General features: G+C 63.4%; 16 protein-coding genes. 12 read left to right on the top strand and 4 right to left on the bottom strand.

The annotated features are described in order from the left end of the window. Position 1: 1 nt before the first annotated feature. The 5 genes from hisA (at position 2) to coaA (ending at position 3,752) form a co-directional block, all read left to right on the top strand. Positions 2-751 carry a 1-(5-phosphoribosyl)-5-[(5-phosphoribosylamino)methylideneamino]imidazole-4-carboxamide isomerase gene (hisA, locus tag NKH06_RS25030; protein WP_352894419.1) on the top strand — a complete coding sequence of 250 codons (750 nt, stop codon included), beginning with the start codon at positions 2-4 and terminating at the stop codon, positions 749-751. Continuing rightward, positions 748-1,584: an arginase family protein gene (locus NKH06_RS25025; protein ID WP_352723394.1), complete on the top strand. Its 837-nt coding sequence runs from the start codon at positions 748-750 to the stop codon at positions 1,582-1,584. Before hisA ends, NKH06_RS25025 begins: the two co-directional genes overlap by 4 nt. Further along, the gene (hisF, locus tag NKH06_RS25020; RefSeq protein WP_023810638.1) at positions 1,581-2,375 is read left to right on the top strand and encodes an imidazole glycerol phosphate synthase subunit HisF; all 795 of its coding nucleotides are present in this window, start codon (positions 1,581-1,583) and stop codon (positions 2,373-2,375) included. Before NKH06_RS25025 ends, hisF begins: the two co-directional genes overlap by 4 nt. Before the next feature lie 70 nt (positions 2,376-2,445). After that, on the top strand, positions 2,446-2,769 hold the full coding sequence (locus NKH06_RS25015) for a phosphoribosyl-ATP diphosphatase (protein ID WP_128302728.1): 324 nt from the start codon (positions 2,446-2,448) through the stop codon (positions 2,767-2,769). A 23-nt stretch (positions 2,770-2,792) separates the two neighbouring features. Beyond that, positions 2,793-3,752 (top strand): type I pantothenate kinase, encoded by a 960-nt coding sequence (gene coaA / locus NKH06_RS25010; protein ID WP_127266882.1) that lies wholly within the window; start codon positions 2,793-2,795, stop codon positions 3,750-3,752. Here coaA and NKH06_RS25005 read toward each other — a convergent pair. The 4 genes from NKH06_RS25005 to NKH06_RS24990 all read right to left on the bottom strand — a co-directional run bounded on the left by NKH06_RS25005 (position 3,739) and on the right by NKH06_RS24990 (position 7,247). Further along, complete coding sequence (locus NKH06_RS25005; protein ID WP_023810636.1) at positions 3,739-4,368, bottom strand: alpha-ketoglutarate-dependent dioxygenase AlkB family protein; 630 nt, start codon at positions 4,366-4,368, stop codon at positions 3,739-3,741. The genes coaA and NKH06_RS25005 overlap by 14 nt on opposite strands. Positions 4,369-4,534: 166 nt before the next feature. Further along, positions 4,535-5,008: a peptidoglycan-binding protein LysM gene (gene lysM, locus NKH06_RS25000; RefSeq protein ID WP_352894416.1), complete on the bottom strand. Its 474-nt coding sequence runs from the start codon at positions 5,006-5,008 to the stop codon at positions 4,535-4,537. A 91-nt stretch (positions 5,009-5,099) separates the two neighbouring features. Then, entirely contained in the window at positions 5,100-5,537 is a 438-nt protein-coding gene (arfB, locus tag NKH06_RS24995; RefSeq protein WP_352773856.1) for an alternative ribosome rescue aminoacyl-tRNA hydrolase ArfB, read from the bottom strand. An 84-nt stretch (positions 5,538-5,621) separates the two neighbouring features. Further along, the gene (locus NKH06_RS24990; RefSeq protein ID WP_352894413.1) at positions 5,622-7,247 is read right to left on the bottom strand and encodes a phosphoenolpyruvate carboxykinase; all 1,626 of its coding nucleotides are present in this window, start codon (positions 7,245-7,247) and stop codon (positions 5,622-5,624) included. A 343-nt stretch (positions 7,248-7,590) separates the two neighbouring features. On the opposite strand from NKH06_RS24990, the gene NKH06_RS24985 reads away from it, so the two are divergent. From NKH06_RS24985 to NKH06_RS24955, 7 genes are all read left to right on the top strand, one after another. Continuing rightward, positions 7,591-8,292, top strand: coding sequence for a response regulator transcription factor (locus NKH06_RS24985; RefSeq protein WP_013528337.1), 702 nt, complete (start codon positions 7,591-7,593; stop codon positions 8,290-8,292). 20 nt (positions 8,293-8,312) lie between these two features. Then, the gene (locus tag NKH06_RS24980; protein ID WP_013528336.1) at positions 8,313-10,097 is read left to right on the top strand and encodes a sensor histidine kinase; all 1,785 of its coding nucleotides are present in this window, start codon (positions 8,313-8,315) and stop codon (positions 10,095-10,097) included. 32 nt (positions 10,098-10,129) lie between these two features. Then, the gene (locus NKH06_RS24975) at positions 10,130-10,576 is read left to right on the top strand and encodes an HPr kinase/phosphorylase (protein WP_023810631.1); all 447 of its coding nucleotides are present in this window, start codon (positions 10,130-10,132) and stop codon (positions 10,574-10,576) included. A 164-nt stretch (positions 10,577-10,740) separates the two neighbouring features. Then, on the top strand, positions 10,741-11,142 hold the full coding sequence (locus NKH06_RS24970) for a PTS sugar transporter subunit IIA (RefSeq protein WP_010912939.1): 402 nt from the start codon (positions 10,741-10,743) through the stop codon (positions 11,140-11,142). Next, on the top strand, positions 11,139-11,435 hold the full coding sequence (locus NKH06_RS24965; protein WP_027039963.1) for an HPr family phosphocarrier protein: 297 nt from the start codon (positions 11,139-11,141) through the stop codon (positions 11,433-11,435). Before NKH06_RS24970 ends, NKH06_RS24965 begins: the two co-directional genes overlap by 4 nt. Positions 11,436-11,607: 172 nt before the next feature. Then, positions 11,608-13,008, top strand: a complete 1,401-nt coding sequence (gene ahcY / locus NKH06_RS24960) for an adenosylhomocysteinase (protein WP_023810629.1) — start codon at positions 11,608-11,610, stop codon at positions 13,006-13,008. Between the two features lie 199 nt (positions 13,009-13,207). Continuing rightward, positions 13,208-15,763: a sensor histidine kinase gene (locus NKH06_RS24955; RefSeq protein ID WP_352894410.1), complete on the top strand. Its 2,556-nt coding sequence runs from the start codon at positions 13,208-13,210 to the stop codon at positions 15,761-15,763. Positions 15,764-15,771 lie beyond the last annotated feature (8 nt).

The raw sequence follows: 15,771 nt of genomic DNA, 5'->3' as shown, positions 1-15,771 counted from the left end.
GATGATCCTTTTCCCCGCCATCGACCTCAAGGACGGCCAGTGCGTGCGCCTCAGGCACGGTGACATGGCCACCGCGACCATCTACAACGATGATCCTGCAGCCCAGGCGCGAGCCTTCGAGCAACAGGGCTTCGAATGGCTGCATGTCGTCGACCTCAACGGCGCCTTCCAGGGCCAGAGCGTCAACAGTGCCGCGGTCGGCGCCATCCTCAAGGCAACGAAGAACCCGGTGCAGCTCGGCGGCGGCATCCGCACGCTGGCGCAGATCGAGGATTGGCTCGAGCGCGGGCTGGCCCGCGTCATCCTCGGCACGGTGGCGGTGCGCGATCCCGACCTGGTCAAGCAGGCCTGCAAGGCGTTTCCGGGCAAGGTCGCGGTCGGCATCGACGCCAAGGGCGGCAAGGTCGCCGTCGAGGGCTGGGCCGAGGCGTCGAGCCTCGGCGTCGTCGAACTGGCCAGGAAATTCGAGGGCGCCGGCGTCGCCGCCATCATCTACACCGACATCGACCGCGACGGCGTTTTGACCGGCATCAATTGGGACGCCACCATCGACCTCGCAGAGGCCGTGTCGATCCCGGTCATCGCGTCGGGCGGCCTCGCATCGATCGCCGACATCGTGCGCATGACCATGCCCGATGCGCAAAAGCTCGAAGGCGCGATCTCCGGGCGCGCGCTCTATGACGGTCGCATTGATCCGGCCGAGGCGCTGGCGATCCTGCAGGGCCGGCCAGCGGCGGAGCCGCGGACGTGAAAATTTCCATCATCCTGGCCTCCTATGACAGCGGCCATTACCATGGCGGCATGGGCCAAGGTCCGGACGCGCTGGTCTCGGGCGGGCTCGTCGAAGCCTTGACGATGGCCGGTCACGACGTCGCGGTCGGGGACATCGGCAAGGTCGGAGACGATCAGGAGCGCGAGATCGCCACTGGCTTTGCCGTCTGCAACGCGGTTGCGACCGAGGTTCGCCTTGCCCGTGACGCCGGTCGGTTTCCCATCGTCCTTGCGGGAAACTGCCTGACCAGCGCCGGCGCGGTCGCCGGCGAAGACGCCGATGCGATCATCTGGGCCGACCAGCATGGCGACCTGAACACGCCCGAGACATCCACATATGGCTTTCTCGACGGCATGGCGCTGGCGACGGTGCTTGGCCTGTGCTGGCGGCCGATGGCGTCGGCCATTCCCGGCTTCAGGCCGATCGATCCGTCGCGTTGCGTGCTCGTCAACGCGCGCGATCTCGATCCGGCGGAAAGACAGCTTCTCGAGACCTTGCCGATCGTGCGGACGGAATGCTCCGGGGTGGCCCAGGCGGCCGAAAGACTGAAGATCGCCGGCGCCAGACGCGTGCACATGCATCTGGATATGGACGTGCATGATCCCCGGGAGCTGCAGGCCAACCGCTATATCACTTCGGGCGGCCCGAGCCCGGAACAGCTGCGCGACGCCACTTGCGCCATGGCGCTGGCGGTGCCGGTCGTCGGCATCACCGTCTCCGCCTACGACCCGGCCTTCGACGCCCAGGCCGATGTTCCGCCGCTGGTTGGCCAGTTGCTGAACGATCTCATCGCCACGATAGAGGGCCGCTGATGCTGAAAGCCCGTGTCATCCCCTGTCTCGACGTCAAGAACGGCCGTGTCGTCAAGGGCGTCAACTTCGTCGATCTCGTCGACGCCGGCGATCCGGTCGAGGCGGCCAAGGCCTATGACGCGGCCGGCGCCGACGAACTCTGCTTCCTCGACATCACCGCTTCGTCGGACAATCGCGAAACCATCTTCGACGTCATCGCACGCACCGCCGAACAATGTTTCATGCCGCTGACCGTCGGGGGCGGCGTGCGCCAGGTCGCCGATATCAGGAAGCTGCTCTTGGCCGGCGCCGACAAGGTGTCGATCAACACGGCCGCGGTGAAGAACCCGGATTTTGTTGCCGAGGCCGCCGACAAGTTCGGCAACCAGTGCATCGTCGTCGCCATCGACGCCAAGAAGGTGTCGAGCACCAGTGAGACCGACCGCTGGGAGATCTTCACCCATGGCGGCCGCGAAAAGACCGGCATCGATGCGGTCGAGTTCGCCCGGAAAATGGTCGATCGCGGCGCCGGCGAGATCCTGCTGACCTCGATGGATCGGGACGGCACCAAGGCCGGCTACGACATCGCGCTGACCCGCGCGATATCAGACGCCGTGCGCGCGCCGGTGATCGCTTCCGGCGGTGTCGGCACGCTCGACCACATGGTCGAAGGCATTCGCGACGGCCATGCCGGCGCGGTTCTGGCGGCGTCGATCTTCCATTTCGGCACCTACACGATAGCGCAGGCCAAGGCACATATGGCCGCCGCGGGGCTGCCGATGCGGCTGGACTCTGTGAATAATCGGCCCTAAAGCATGATCCCGAAAAGTGGGAACCGGTTTTCGGAAAAGATCACGCTTAAACAAGCAGATAGATGACGCCATGGCTGAGTTTTCGCTTTCCGATCTGGAAAAAATCGTTGGGGAACGCGCCCATTCCGGCGACCCGGACTCGTGGACGGCAAAACTGTTCGCGCGCGGCATCGACAAGGCGGCGCAGAAGCTCGGCGAGGAGGCGGTCGAGACGGTGATTGCCGCCGTCAAGGGCGACAAACCGGCCATCGTTTCGGAAAGTGCCGATCTTATATATCATTGGCTCGTCGTTCTCGGCCTCTCCGGGGTTCCGCTGAGCGACGTGCTTAGGGAACTCGAAGGCCGCACCCGGCGTTCGGGCATCGCCGAGAAGGCATCACGGCCCAAGGGCTGACCGCGAGGAGGGCAGGTATCTCGATGGATCAGCTCGCGCCGACCGAGAAGTATTCCCCCTTTCGCTTCTTCTCCGCCGAGCAATGGTCGCAGTTCCGCGCCGATACGCCACTGACGCTGAGCGCGGACGAATTCCGCCGCCTGCGCTCGCTCAACGATCCAGTCGATCTCGAAGAGGTCACGCGCATCTATCTGTCGCTGTCGCGGCTTCTGTCCGCGCATGTCGAAGCGAGCCAGCTGCTGTTTCGGCAACGCCAGGCCTTCTTCAACGCGGTCGACGTGGTCAAGACGCCCTTCATCATCGGCATCGCCGGTTCCGTCGCGGTCGGCAAATCGACCACCGCACGCGTGCTGAAGGAGCTTTTGGCGCGCTGGCCGTCGAGCCCCAAGGTCGATCTCATCACCACCGACGGCTTCCTGCTGCCCAACGAGGTCCTGCGGCGCGAGAACCTGATGGAGCGCAAGGGCTTTCCCGACAGCTATGATGTCGGCGCGCTGCTGCGCTTCCTCTCGGGCATCAAGTCGGCGCTGCCCGATGTCCGCGCGCCGGTCTATTCGCACCTGACCTATGACGTCATTCCCGGCGAGTTCGTCACCATCGACCGGCCCGATATATTGATCTTCGAAGGCATCAATGTCCTGCAGCCCGGCAAGCTGCCGCAGGACGGCAAGATAGTCCCTTTCCTGTCGGACTTCTTCGACTTCGCCATCTACATCGATGCCGACGAGAAGCTGATCCACAACTGGTACATTTCCCGCTTCATGCGGCTGCGTGAGACCGCCTTCCGCAACCCGGACTCCTTCTTTCACCGCTATTCGCAGCTGTCGGAAAGTTCGGCGCGCGCCATCGCCGAAGGCCTGTGGACCAACATCAATTTGAAGAATCTGCGCGAGAACATCCTGCCGACGCGAGCGCGCGCCGACTTGATCCTGCGCAAGGGCGCCGACCACCTGATCGAGGAAGTGGCGCTCAGGAAGCTGTGACGGCCGGCTTCGTCACCCGCCGCAGCGTCAGATTGATCCGCCCGCCGTTTTTCAGCAGCGCCGAGGTCGAGGGATAGATCCGATCGACGCCGTGAAAGCACAGCCGCCCCTCGCCGCCGAGCACCACGACGTCACCGCTTTGCAGCCTGAACGACTTGGTGGCGCCATCACGCGTAGTCTGGCCGACTCGGAACAGGCAGTCGTCGCCGAGCGAGACGGAGACGACCGGCGCCGAAAAATCGGCCTCGTCGCGGTCCTGATGCAGCCCCATTTTTGCATCCGGCGTGTAGAAATTGATCAGGCATGCTTCCGGCGGGTGCGGATAGCCCGAGACCTCGCGCCACAGCTCGAGCAGCGCATCCGGAATTGGCGGCCAAGGCGCCCCGGTTACCGGATGCGCCGGCTGGTAACGATAGCCGTGCTCCTTGTCGGTGACCCAGCCGAGCGGCCCGCAATTGGTCATGCGCACGCTCATCTCCTTGCCGGTGCGCGGCATGGCCGGCACGAACAGCGGCGCCTGCTGCACGATCCGTCTCACCTCATCGACCAGCGCTTCCTGCACGGTGCGTGACAGATAGGCCGGCATGTGGCGGACACCTTTGGGCAGAACGAGCACGGATTCGGTCACCTCCCGGATGGTTCGGAACCGTAAAATGTCACGATCAAAAGAAAACGGCGACCCGAAAGCCGCCGTTCTAACTCTTTGTTTGGCACAATTCCGGACGAAAAACCGTTTCACACTTTTCCTGGAATTGCTTTTCGCAAATTGGCAATCGCCTCGATCAGGCGAGATCTGGGATGCGCAGCACCTGGCCCGGATAGATCTTGTCGGGATGGGTCAGCATCGGCTTGTTGGCCTCGAAGATGACCGTGTTCTTGACGCCTTGGCCCTTGCCGTAGCTTTTCTCGGCGATCTTCCAGAGATTGTCGCCCTTCTTCACGGTGTAGAAGGTGGGCTCCTTGGCGGGGACGGCGGCCGTGCCAGGTGCTGGCGCGACCTGCAATTCGTCCGCCTGCACCTTGGAGACGCCGAGCGTGTTGCCGACGGCGATGACCGCCTTCTCGAAGATCGACTGGTCCTTGACCACACCCTTCAGCACCGCCGTGTCGCCCTTGACGACGACGTCGACGCCATCGGTGCCGAGCTTGTGCGAATCGAGCTCCTTCTTGAGTGTGTCGGCCGAGGGTGCGGCTTCGTCGTCACCGCCGATGCCCAGTTTCTTGCCGACGCTCTTGACGAAATCGAACATGCCCATCCTTGGGTCTCCCTTGCTAATGGCAATGGTTGAACCTTGCATCTGCGGCCCAAAATGGGAAGTCGTTTTGTGCGCGTGATTGGTGTGGTGCTTAATCGTTCTCCACCCGGCCGCGCAGCTTCTTGATCGTGCCGCGCCCGGCCTTGCTCTTCAGCCGCCGCTCCACGGCGCCCTTCGATGGCCGTGTCTTCTTGCGCGGCGGCGGTGGCGGTTCGGCGGCCTTGGCGACCAATGCCGTCAGCCGTGCCCGCGCATCCGCCCGGTTCTGTTCCTGGGTGCGGAAGCGGCCTGCCTCGATGACGATGACACCGTCCTTGGTGGCACGCTGGCCGGCAAGTTTGATCGTCCGCTCGCGCACGCGGTCCGACAGACCCGTTGCGTTGGCCGCGTCGAAGCGCAGTTGCACCGCCGTCGCCACCTTGTTGACGTTCTGACCGCCGGGACCGGACGAGCGGATAAAATCCTCGTGCAGGTCGCCCGGATGGATAACCGCATCGCCTGATATGATGATGTTGTCGTCGCTCGCCATGCCGCAGTCATGGCGCGGCGGATCGAAAAAGAAAAGGCCCGATCGAACCGGGCCTTTCAACGAAAGCTGAACCCTATGGCGCGATTACTCCGCCGCTTCCTGCATGCGCGGCGCGGCGCCCAGCACCACGGCGTCGACATGGCTTTCGAATTTCTCGAAATTGACGGCGAACATGCCGACCAGCCTTGCCGCCTGCCGGTCATAGCCGGCCTTGTCGGCCCAGGTCGCCCGGGGGTCCAGAATCATCGGGTCGAGAATGCCGCTGTCGACGCCCGGGACAGCCACCGGCACCTCGAAACCGAAATGAGGGTCGGTGCGGAACTCGGCCGTCTTCAGCGAGCCGTCAAGTGCGGCGGCAAGCAAGGCGCGCGTCGCCTTGATCGGCATGCGCTTGCCGGTGCCGTAGGCGCCGCCGGTCCAGCCGGTATTGACCAGCCAGCAATCGGCGCCGTGGCCTGCAATCAGCTCGCGCAGCAGATTGCCGTATTCAGAGGGATGGCGCGGCATGAACGGCGCACCGAAACAGGTCGAAAACGTCGCTTCGGGCTCGGTTACCCCCTTTTCGGTTCCGGCCACCTTGGCGGTGTAGCCGGAGAGGAAGTGATACATCGCCTGCGCCGGGGTCAGCCGCGCGATCGGCGGCATCACGCCGAAGGCGTCGGCGGTCAGCATGATGATGTTGTTGGGATGGTTGGCGCGGCCGGTCTTGCTGGCATTGGGGATGAAGTCCAGCGGGTACGCGCAGCGTGTGTTTTCGGTCAGCCTTCCGTCGTTGAAATCCGGCACGCCATCGGCGTCGAGCACGACATTTTCCAGCACCGTGCCGAAGCGCTGCGTGGTGGCGAAGATTTCCGGCTCGGCTTCCGCCGACAGCTTGATCGTCTTGGCGTAGCAGCCGCCTTCGAAATTGAAGATGCCGTGCGGTCCCCAGCCATGCTCGTCGTCGCCGATCAACGTGCGCGAGGGATCGGCCGAGAGCGTCGTCTTGCCGGTGCCCGACAGGCCGAAGAAGATGGCGGCGTCGCCGGCCGCACCCTCATTGGCCGAGCAATGCATCGGCATCACGCCTTTCGCCGGCAGGAGATAGTTGAGTATGGTGAACACCGACTTCTTCATCTCGCCGGCATAGGAGGTGCCGCCGATCAGCACGATCTTGCGCGAAAGATCGACGGCGATCACCGTTTCGGTGCGGCTGCCGTGACGGAGGGGATCGGCGCGGAAGGACGGCAGGTCGATGATCGTCATCTCGGGCACGAACTGCTCGAGTTCGGTGGCACCGGGACGAATGAGCAGATTGCGGATGAACAGCGAGTGCCAGGCAAATTCGGTGATCACCCTGGTCGGCAGCCTCGACTCCGCATCGGCGCCGCCGACCAGATCCTGGACGTATAGATCCTTGTCCGCGGCATGCGCCTGGAAATCGGCGAGCAGCGTGTCGAACTGGGCCGGCGAGATCGCCTTGTTGTTCTCCCACCAGACATGTGGTTCGGTGTCACCGTTGCGGACGACGAACTTGTCCTTGGGCGAGCGGCCGGTGTGCTGGCCGGTCTCGGCGACCAGCGCGCCATGGGCGGTTAAGCGGGCCTCGCCGCGCCGGATCGATTCCTCATAAAGGGTAGCCGCACCGAAATTATAGCGCACCACGCCGGTGGTTTTCAGGCCGATATGATCGATCGCGCAGGCGGAATTGCGTTTGCCGACTTCCGACATCGAGTGTCCCTCTTGGATTTGCCGCATCTTTGCCGGCACGTTTCCAGCACGCCCACTACGCGGGCTGAGATGGTCAGAACCAGAAAAGGCAAATGATATCAAATCATTAATCGATTTAAATATTTTGAAAGTTGTTTAAATCGTTTATATGTGCAAAAAGTTTCGCGGTTGCCCAAAGGATTGGCGATGTACGTTCGTCCAACCCATGTCGAGGTAGGATTGTGGCCGCCGGCATGCCGCGCGTGACAGCGGACAAGGCCTATGCCACATTTTGTACCTAATTTGTCCTGCAAAAGCCCCTTCTCTACGACAGAAGGGACAGCTCATGAGGGAGCCGCTTGAAATGGCAACAATCGCGCTTGTCGATGACGACCGCAACATTCTGACATCGGTGTCGATCGCCTTGGAATCCGAGGGGTATCGCGTCGAGACCTACACGGATGGTGCGTCGGCGCTGGAAGGCCTGGCGGCACGCCCGCCGAACCTTGCCATCCTCGACATCAAGATGCCGCGCATGGACGGCATGGAACTGCTGCGCCGGATGCGCCAGAAGTCCGACCTGCCGGTGATCTTCCTGACCTCCAAGGACGATGAGATCGACGAGTTGTTCGGTCTCAAGATGGGCGCCGACGACTTCATCCGCAAACCCTTCTCGCAGCGCCTGCTGGTCGAGCGCGTGCGCGCCGTGCTACGCCGCGCCAGTGCCCGCGAGGCTGCCGCCAAGACGCCAAGCCAGCAGGCCCGCTCGCTCGAGCGCGGCCAGCTCGTCATGGACCAGGAGCGCCACACTTGCACCTGGAAAGGCGAGCCGGTGACGCTCACCGTCACCGAGTTCCTGATCCTGCATTCGCTGGCGCAGCGTCCAGGCGTCGTAAAAAGCCGTGATGCGCTGATGGATTCGGCCTATGATGAACAGGTCTATGTCGACGACCGCACCATCGACAGCCACATCAAGCGGCTGCGCAAGAAGTTCAAGGCCGTCGACGACGACTTCGAGATGATCGAAACCCTTTACGGAGTCGGATACCGGTTCCGCGAAGCGTAAGTAGCAGGGCCTGCTATTCGATGGCAGTGGAAGCACAGCGAACAAGACCGGCGGGCGCCTCCAGGCGGCCGTCGCGGATCATGCCGTCCTTCGTCTCGAAGATCACGGTGCCGATGCGCCGCTTCCTTGGTCATCATATCTTTTCCAGCCTGACGCGGCGTATCCTGTTCCTCAACCTTGCCGGCCTCGCCGTCCTGGTGACCGGCATCCTCTATCTCAACACCTTCCGCGACGGACTGATCGACGCCCGCGTCGAAAGCCTGATGACCCAGGGCGAGATCATCGCCGGCGCCATTGCCGCGTCGGCGACCGTCGAGACGGATTCGATCAGCATCGACCCGGAAAAGCTGCTTGAGCTGCAGGCCGGCGAAAGCCTGGGACCCGGCTCCGACCAGCTCGACAATCTCGACTTCCCGATCAACCCGGAGCGGGTCGCGCCGGTGCTGAGAAGGCTGATCTCGCCGACCAGGACCCGCGCACGCATCTATGACCGCGACGCCAATCTGCTGCTCGATTCGCGCCACCTCTATTCGCGCGGCCAGATCCTGCGCTACGATCTGCCGCCGGTTGAAGAGGAAGAGCCCGATCTTGTCGAGCGCATCCAGAAATTCGTCTTCGACTTCTTCCGCAACACCGAGCTGCCGGTCTATCACGAGCAGCCGGGCGGCAATGGCGCCGCTTTCCCGGAAGTGGTCAAGGCTCTCACCGGCAGCCCGTCGACCATCGTGCGCGTCAGCGAGCAGGGCGAGCAGATCGTTTCGGTGGCGGTGCCGATCCAGCGCTTTCGTGCCGTCCTGGGCGTGCTGATGCTGTCGACCGAAGGCGGCGACATCGACAAGATCGTCGCCGCCGAGCGCAAGGCGATCCTGCGCGTCTTCGGTATCGCGGCCCTTGTCACCGCCATCCTGTCGATGCTGCTTGCCTCCACCATCGCCAATCCGCTGCGCCGGCTGTCGGCGGCGGCGGTGCGGGTGCGGCGCGGCGTCAAGAGCCGTGAAGAGATCCCCGATTTTTCCGACCGTCAGGACGAGATCGGCAATCTGTCGATCGCCATACGCGACATGACCAACGCGCTCTACGCCCGCATCGAGGCGATCGAAAGCTTCGCGGCCGATGTCTCGCACGAGTTGAAGAACCCGCTGACGTCGCTGCGCAGCGCGGTGGAAACCTTGCCGCTGGCCAAGAACGACGATTCGCGCGGCCGGCTGATGGATATCATCCAGCACGATGTCAGGCGGCTGGACCGGCTCATCACCGATATTTCCGACGCATCGCGCCTGGACGCGGAGCTCGCGCGTGAAGATGCCGGGACGGTCGACCTGAAGAAATTCATCACCGATCTCGTCGCTGTTTCGCGCGAGGCGACGCGTAACAAGAAGGCGGTCGAGATCGAGTTCAAGGCCGCCAAACTGCCGCAGGGCGTCAAAGGCTACGTCGTCGTCGGGCATGATCTGCGCATCGGCCAGGTCATCACCAATTTGATAGAGAACGCCCGCTCCTTCGTCCCCGAGGATCATGGCCACATCAGCCTGTCGCTGGCGCGTGCCGGCAAGTTCAACATCGTCACCGTCGACGACAATGGCCCCGGCATCCGCGCCGACAACATCGACCGCATCTTCGAGCGCTTCTACACGGATCGGCCGGCCGGCGAGGCATTCGGCCAGAATTCGGGCCTTGGCCTGTCGATATCCAGGCAAATCGTCGAGGCCCATGGCGGCACGCTGACCGCCGAGAACATCCCCGGCACCAAACCCGGCGAGATCAAGGGCGCACGCTTTGTGGTGACATTGCCGGCCGAAGGCTGAGAGCATGAATTCCAACCACGCCTGGTCCAGCCGTGCAGCCTGAAAACATTCACGCGACAATGGTTTTGATCGGCGAGCGCGGCATTCTCGTCACCGGAGCATCCGGCTCGGGCAAGACGACGCTGGCACTGGCGCTCATCGACCATTGTCGCCATCGCGGCCTGTTCTCGCGGCTCGTCGGCGACGATCAGCTCTTCGTCGAGGCGCATGCCGGGCGGCTGCTGTGCCGCGCTCCCGCCGCCATAGAAGGCCTCGCCGAGGTGCCGGGGCTCGGCCCCCGACCTCTGCCATTCGAGCCGGCAGGCCTCGTCGACCTCCATGTCCGCCTGGTGCCGGCCGGCGAAGCGGTGCGCTTCCAGGAGGATACCGCAAGCAGCATTGCGGGCTGTCTGGTGCCGCGGGTCGACGTGGTCGAACGCAATGTCCCAGCGGTCTTGCCGGTCGTGATGGCGCGGCTGTCGATCGCGCCTTTTCTATGATCCGTTCCGGGTTTTTTGCTGCAATGCGTCAAAATGGCATGTGCCTGCGCAATTTTGGGCTTGTCAACGGGCCGTGCGTCGACAAGATAGCGCTCCCGCCGCCTGGATTGGCTGGCGAGCATAAAATGCGCCTGTGAAGCGGCGATGACGGGAGCCACCAAAGAATGATCGGACTCGTGCTTGTAACGCACGGTCAACTGGCCACCGAGTTCCGACATGCCGTCGAACATGTCGTCGGGCCACAAGACAATTTCGAAACCGTGGCGATCGGTGCCGACGACGATATGGAGCAGCGTCGCCGCGACATCGTCGACGCTGTTGCCCGTGTCGATACCGGGGCGGGCGTCATCGTGCTGACCGACATGTTCGGCGGCACGCCCTCCAACCTTGCCATCTCGGTGATGGAATCCGGCCGCACCGAGGTGATCGCCGGCATGAATCTGCCGATGCTGATCAAGCTCTCCTCGATCCGCAAGGGCGACAATATGGCCGCCGCGCTCGATGAGGCTCAGGCCGCCGGCCGCAAATACATCAACGTCGCCAGCCAGCTCCTGAGCAGCAAATGACCGCGCTGTCCCCGGAAAAAGATCAGATTGTCCGGGATTTTCCCATCATCAACCAACGTGGCCTTCATGCGCGCGCTTCGGCGAAGTTCGTCCAGCTGGCCAGCGGCTTCGATGCCTCGGTGCATGTCGAGAAGGATGGCGTCAAGGTCGGCGGCACCTCGATCATGGGCCTGATGATGCTGGCGGCAAGCCCCGGCTATTCGATCCGCGTCACCGCCAGCGGGCCGGAGGCCCGGCAGGTCATCGACGCCCTGGAGCAGCTGGTGGCGTCCCGCTTTGGCGAGGAATGCTGAGTGCAGATGCGCATCTGAGAGACATGCAGGGATAAAGATTTCTTTATATCCCATTGTCGACCCTGCTCCGATCTGCTAGTCAGGCCGGCAATTCGCGCCCTTCGACGCGCCGACCGGCGCGGGCGTGTCCGCAACAAATTCGCAAGCACAACATTCGCATCGGAGTACTGCCATGACGGGTAGCAAGGACTATGTGGTCGCCGACATCTCGCTTGCCGGCTGGGGCCGCAAGGAACTCGAGATCGCCGAAACCGAAATGCCGGGCCTGATGGCCTGCCGTGAGGAATTCGGTCCCAAGCAGCCGCTCAAGGGCGCGCGCATCACCGGTTCGCTGCACATGACGATCCAGACGGCGGTGCTGATCGAGACGCTGAAGGAGCTGGGCGCCGATATCCGCTGGGCCTCCTGCAACATCTTCTCGACCCAGGACCATGCGGCCGCGGCCATCGCCGAAGCCGGCATCCCGGTGTTCGCCGTCAAGGGCGAGTCGCTCGAGGAGTATTGGGACTACACCGACAAGATCTTCCAGTGGGCCGATGGCGGCCTCTCCAACATGATCCTCGATGATGGCGGCGACGCCACCATGTACATCCTGATCGGCGCCCGCGCCGAGGCCGGCGAGGATGTGCTGTCCAACCCGCAGAGCGAGGAAGAGGAATACTTCTACGCCCAGGTCAAGAAGCGCCTGAAGGCTTCGCCCGGCTTCTTCACCAAGCAGAAGGCGGCGATCCGCGGTGTCACCGAAGAGACGACCACCGGCGTCAACCGGCTCTACCAACTGCAGAAGAAGGGCCTGCTGCCCTTCCCCGCCATCAACGTCAACGACTCGGTCACCAAGTCGAAGTTCGACAACAAATATGGCTGCAAGGAATCGCTGGTCGACGGCATCCGCCGCGGCACCGACACGATGATGGCCGGCAAGGTCGCTGTCGTGTGCGGTTATGGCGACGTCGGCAAGGGCTCGTCGGCCTCGCTCAAGGGCGCCGGCGCCCGCGTCAAGGTCACCGAGGTCGATCCGATATGCGCCCTGCAGGCGGCGATGGACGGTTTTGAAGTCGTCACGCTGGAAGATGCGGCCCCCACCGCCGACATCGTCATCACCACCACCGGCAACAAGGATGTCGTCACCCTCGACCATATGCGCTCGATGAAGGACATGGTCATCGTCGGCAACATCGGCCATTTCGACAATGAGATCCAGGTCGCCGCGCTGCGCAATTTGAAATGGACAAACGTTAAGCCGCAGGTCGACATGATCACCTTCGCGGACGGCAAGCGGATGATCCTTTTGTCGGAAGGGCGGCTGCTCAATCTCGGCAACGCCACCGGCCACCCGAGCTTCGTCATGTCGGCATCCTTCACCAACCAGGTGCTGGCCCAGATCGAGCTCTACACCAAGCCCGGCCAGTACGAGAACCAGGTCTATGTCCTGCCCAAGCATCTCGACGAAAAGGTCGCGCGCCTGCATCTCGACAAGCTCGGCGCCCGCTTGACCGAACTGTCGGGTGAACAAGCCGCCTATATCGGCGTCACGCCGCAGGGTCCGTTCAAGCCGGAACACTACCGCTATTAACCAAAGCTAAAATTACTACCAGATATTGAGGCCGGGCGATTGACTTTTCGCCCGGCCATATTTTTGCGCGCCATCAGCCTTCACGGCGATTCGGCGAGGGGTTATTGTCAGGTGATTCGGCGATGCTTCCAGCCCGAGAGGGTCAAGAGAGGCACGCATCAGGGCGGTCTTGCATTCAGGCGGCGGAGAGGACCAAGACATGCCGGGGCAACACCCGCACAGAGCGGGACGGGCCGTTTCCGGCGGCCATGACGATTCGGGGATTGCTGGCTCCGCCCTGGAAGGCGGGAGCCTGTCCTGGCGCGCCCGCGCGTCGACATTTCTTGCCACCTCCGCGCTCACGGTCCCCTTGGCTGGCGCCGTCGCGCATGCCGAAACCGCTGCTGCCAGTGTCGCCGGACTGTCGGTGAGCGCCATCGAGGTCATGCAGCTTGCCGTGTTCGTCGGCGTGACTGGTGCCGCACTGATATCGGCCATCGTTCTCATCCGCGAAAGAGCCCGCACCTCGGCGGAGAATGTCGAACTCAGGAGCCGCCTCGCCGACATCAACGCGGCGCTCCGCCGCTCCGAGGCGCTGCTCAATCTGCGCGACCAGCGCGTCGTCGTCTGGGCCGCGGAAAACAAGAAGCCCGAGCTTATCGGCACATTGCCCGTCGAAAGCGGCGCTCCCGAGGATAGGGCCGCTTTTCTTGCTTTCGGCCGCTGGCTGATGCCGCGTTCGGCGGCGGCACTCGAACATGCCGTCGCGGGATTGCGCGAAAAGGCCAGACCCTTCGACCTCGTCATCGAATCGCAGGCCGGCGCGCCGCTCGAAGTGCATGGCCGCAAGAGTGCCGCGCATGTGCTCGTGCGTTTTGTCTCGCTCTCGGAGACGCAGCGCAGCCAGGCCAGGCTGAAGATCGAGAACCAGCGGCTGGCCGCCGACCACGACACGATGATCGGCCTGCTCGACGCGCTGAACATGCCGGCATGGCTCCGCGGCGAGGATGGCGGGCTGAAGTGGGTCAACCGCGCCTATGCCGATGCCGTCGAAGCCGAAAATGCCGAAGCCGCGGTTCGGGAGAAAAAGGAGTTCCTCGGCGGCCAGGCGCGCGATGCTATTGCCGCCCAGCACAAGACGCATCCGGTTTTCGAGCAGTCGCTGTCCACCGTGATCGAAGGTGACCGCCGTGTGTTCGCGGTCACCGATTTCGCCGGCAGCGATGGCTCGGCCGGCCTTGCCTGCGACACCAGTGCCATCGAGACCGTTCGCGGCGAATACGAACGGACCGTGCGAAGCCACGCCGACACGCTCGACCAGCTCAACACGGCGGTCGCCATTTTCGACACCGACGAGAAGCTGCGGTTCTTCAATCAGGCCTTCCAGAAGCTTTGGGGGCTGGACGCCGGCTTCCTGCACAGCGCACCCGACAATGCCTTGCTGCTGGACCGGCTGCGCAGCGAAGGCAAGATCGCCGAACAGCCTGAATGGCGCCGCTGGAAGGAAGGCCTGCTCGGCGCCTATCGCGCCGTCGAATCCCAGGAACATTGGTGGCATCTGCCGGATGGCAAGACCATTCGCGTCGTCGCCAATCCGCAGCCCAAGGGCGGCGTGACCTGGGTGTTCGAGAACCTGACCGAGAAGATGGACCTCGAAAGCCGCTACCAGACAGCGGTGCGGGTTCAGGGCGAGACGCTCGACAATCTTGCCGAAGGCGTGGCGGTGTTCGGACCCGACGGCAGGCTCCGGCTGTCGAATCCTGCCTTTGCCACTCTCTGGGGATTGAGCGGTGAAGCGGCCAAGCCCAGCGTCCATGTGTCGGCGATACGTGACCTCTGCGACCGGCAGACCGCGGACAGCCCCTGGCCCAGCTTCGTTGCCGCCATCACCGGCTTTGACGACGAGCGCCGCGACCGCCACGGACAGACCGAGCTCAACAACGGCAATGTGCTGAGTTACGCCATGATCCCGCTGCCCAACGGGCAGGTGATGATGACCTTCGTCGACGTTACCGACAGCGTCCATGTCGAGCGGGCGCTGAAGGACAAGAACGAGGCGCTGCAAAAGTCCGACCAGCTCAAGAACGAATTCGTCCAGCACGTCTCCTATGAACTGCGCTCGCCGCTGACCAACATCATCGGCTTCACCGAACTCCTGTCGCAGCCCACGACCGGTCCGCTGACGCAGAAGCAGCGCGAATATGTCGAGCATGTCAGCTCGTCCTCCTCGGTCCTGCTCACCATCGTCAACGATATCCTCGACCTGGCGACGGTGGACGCCGGCATCATGCAGCTCGACATTTCCGAGGTGCAGGTCGATCGCACCATCGCCGCTGCGGCCGAACTGGTGGCCGACCGGCTGGAAGAGCATTCGATCAGTCTCCAGGTCGACGCCGTCGCGGCGCCAAAGACGTTTCATGGCGATGAGGTCCGCGTCCGCCAGATCCTCTACAATCTGCTCAGCAACGCCGCCAATTACGCCCCGGAAGCCAGCATCATCCGGCTCACTTGCCGCCATCTGGCGGATGGGGTGGAATTCTCGGTTCATGACGACGGCCCCGGCATGCCGCCGGATGTGCTTGATTCGGTGTTCCGCCGTTTCGAGCCGCGCGCCAATGGCGGCCGCCGGCGCGGCGCCGGCCTCGGCCTGTCGATCGTCAAGAGCTTCGTCGAGCTGCATGGCGGCAGCGTTCGCATCGAAACCGGCAAGGACAAGGGCACGACCGTCATCTGCACCTTTCCAGACATGCCGGGCATCCGCGCCGCGGCCGAGTAGCGCGTTCG

Source organism: Mesorhizobium sp. M1342 (assembly GCF_040317955.1).
GTDB lineage: Bacteria > Pseudomonadota > Alphaproteobacteria > Rhizobiales > Rhizobiaceae > Mesorhizobium.
The sequence above is the reverse complement of the archived record's forward strand: the minus strand, read 5'-3'. Positions and strand labels throughout refer to the sequence as shown.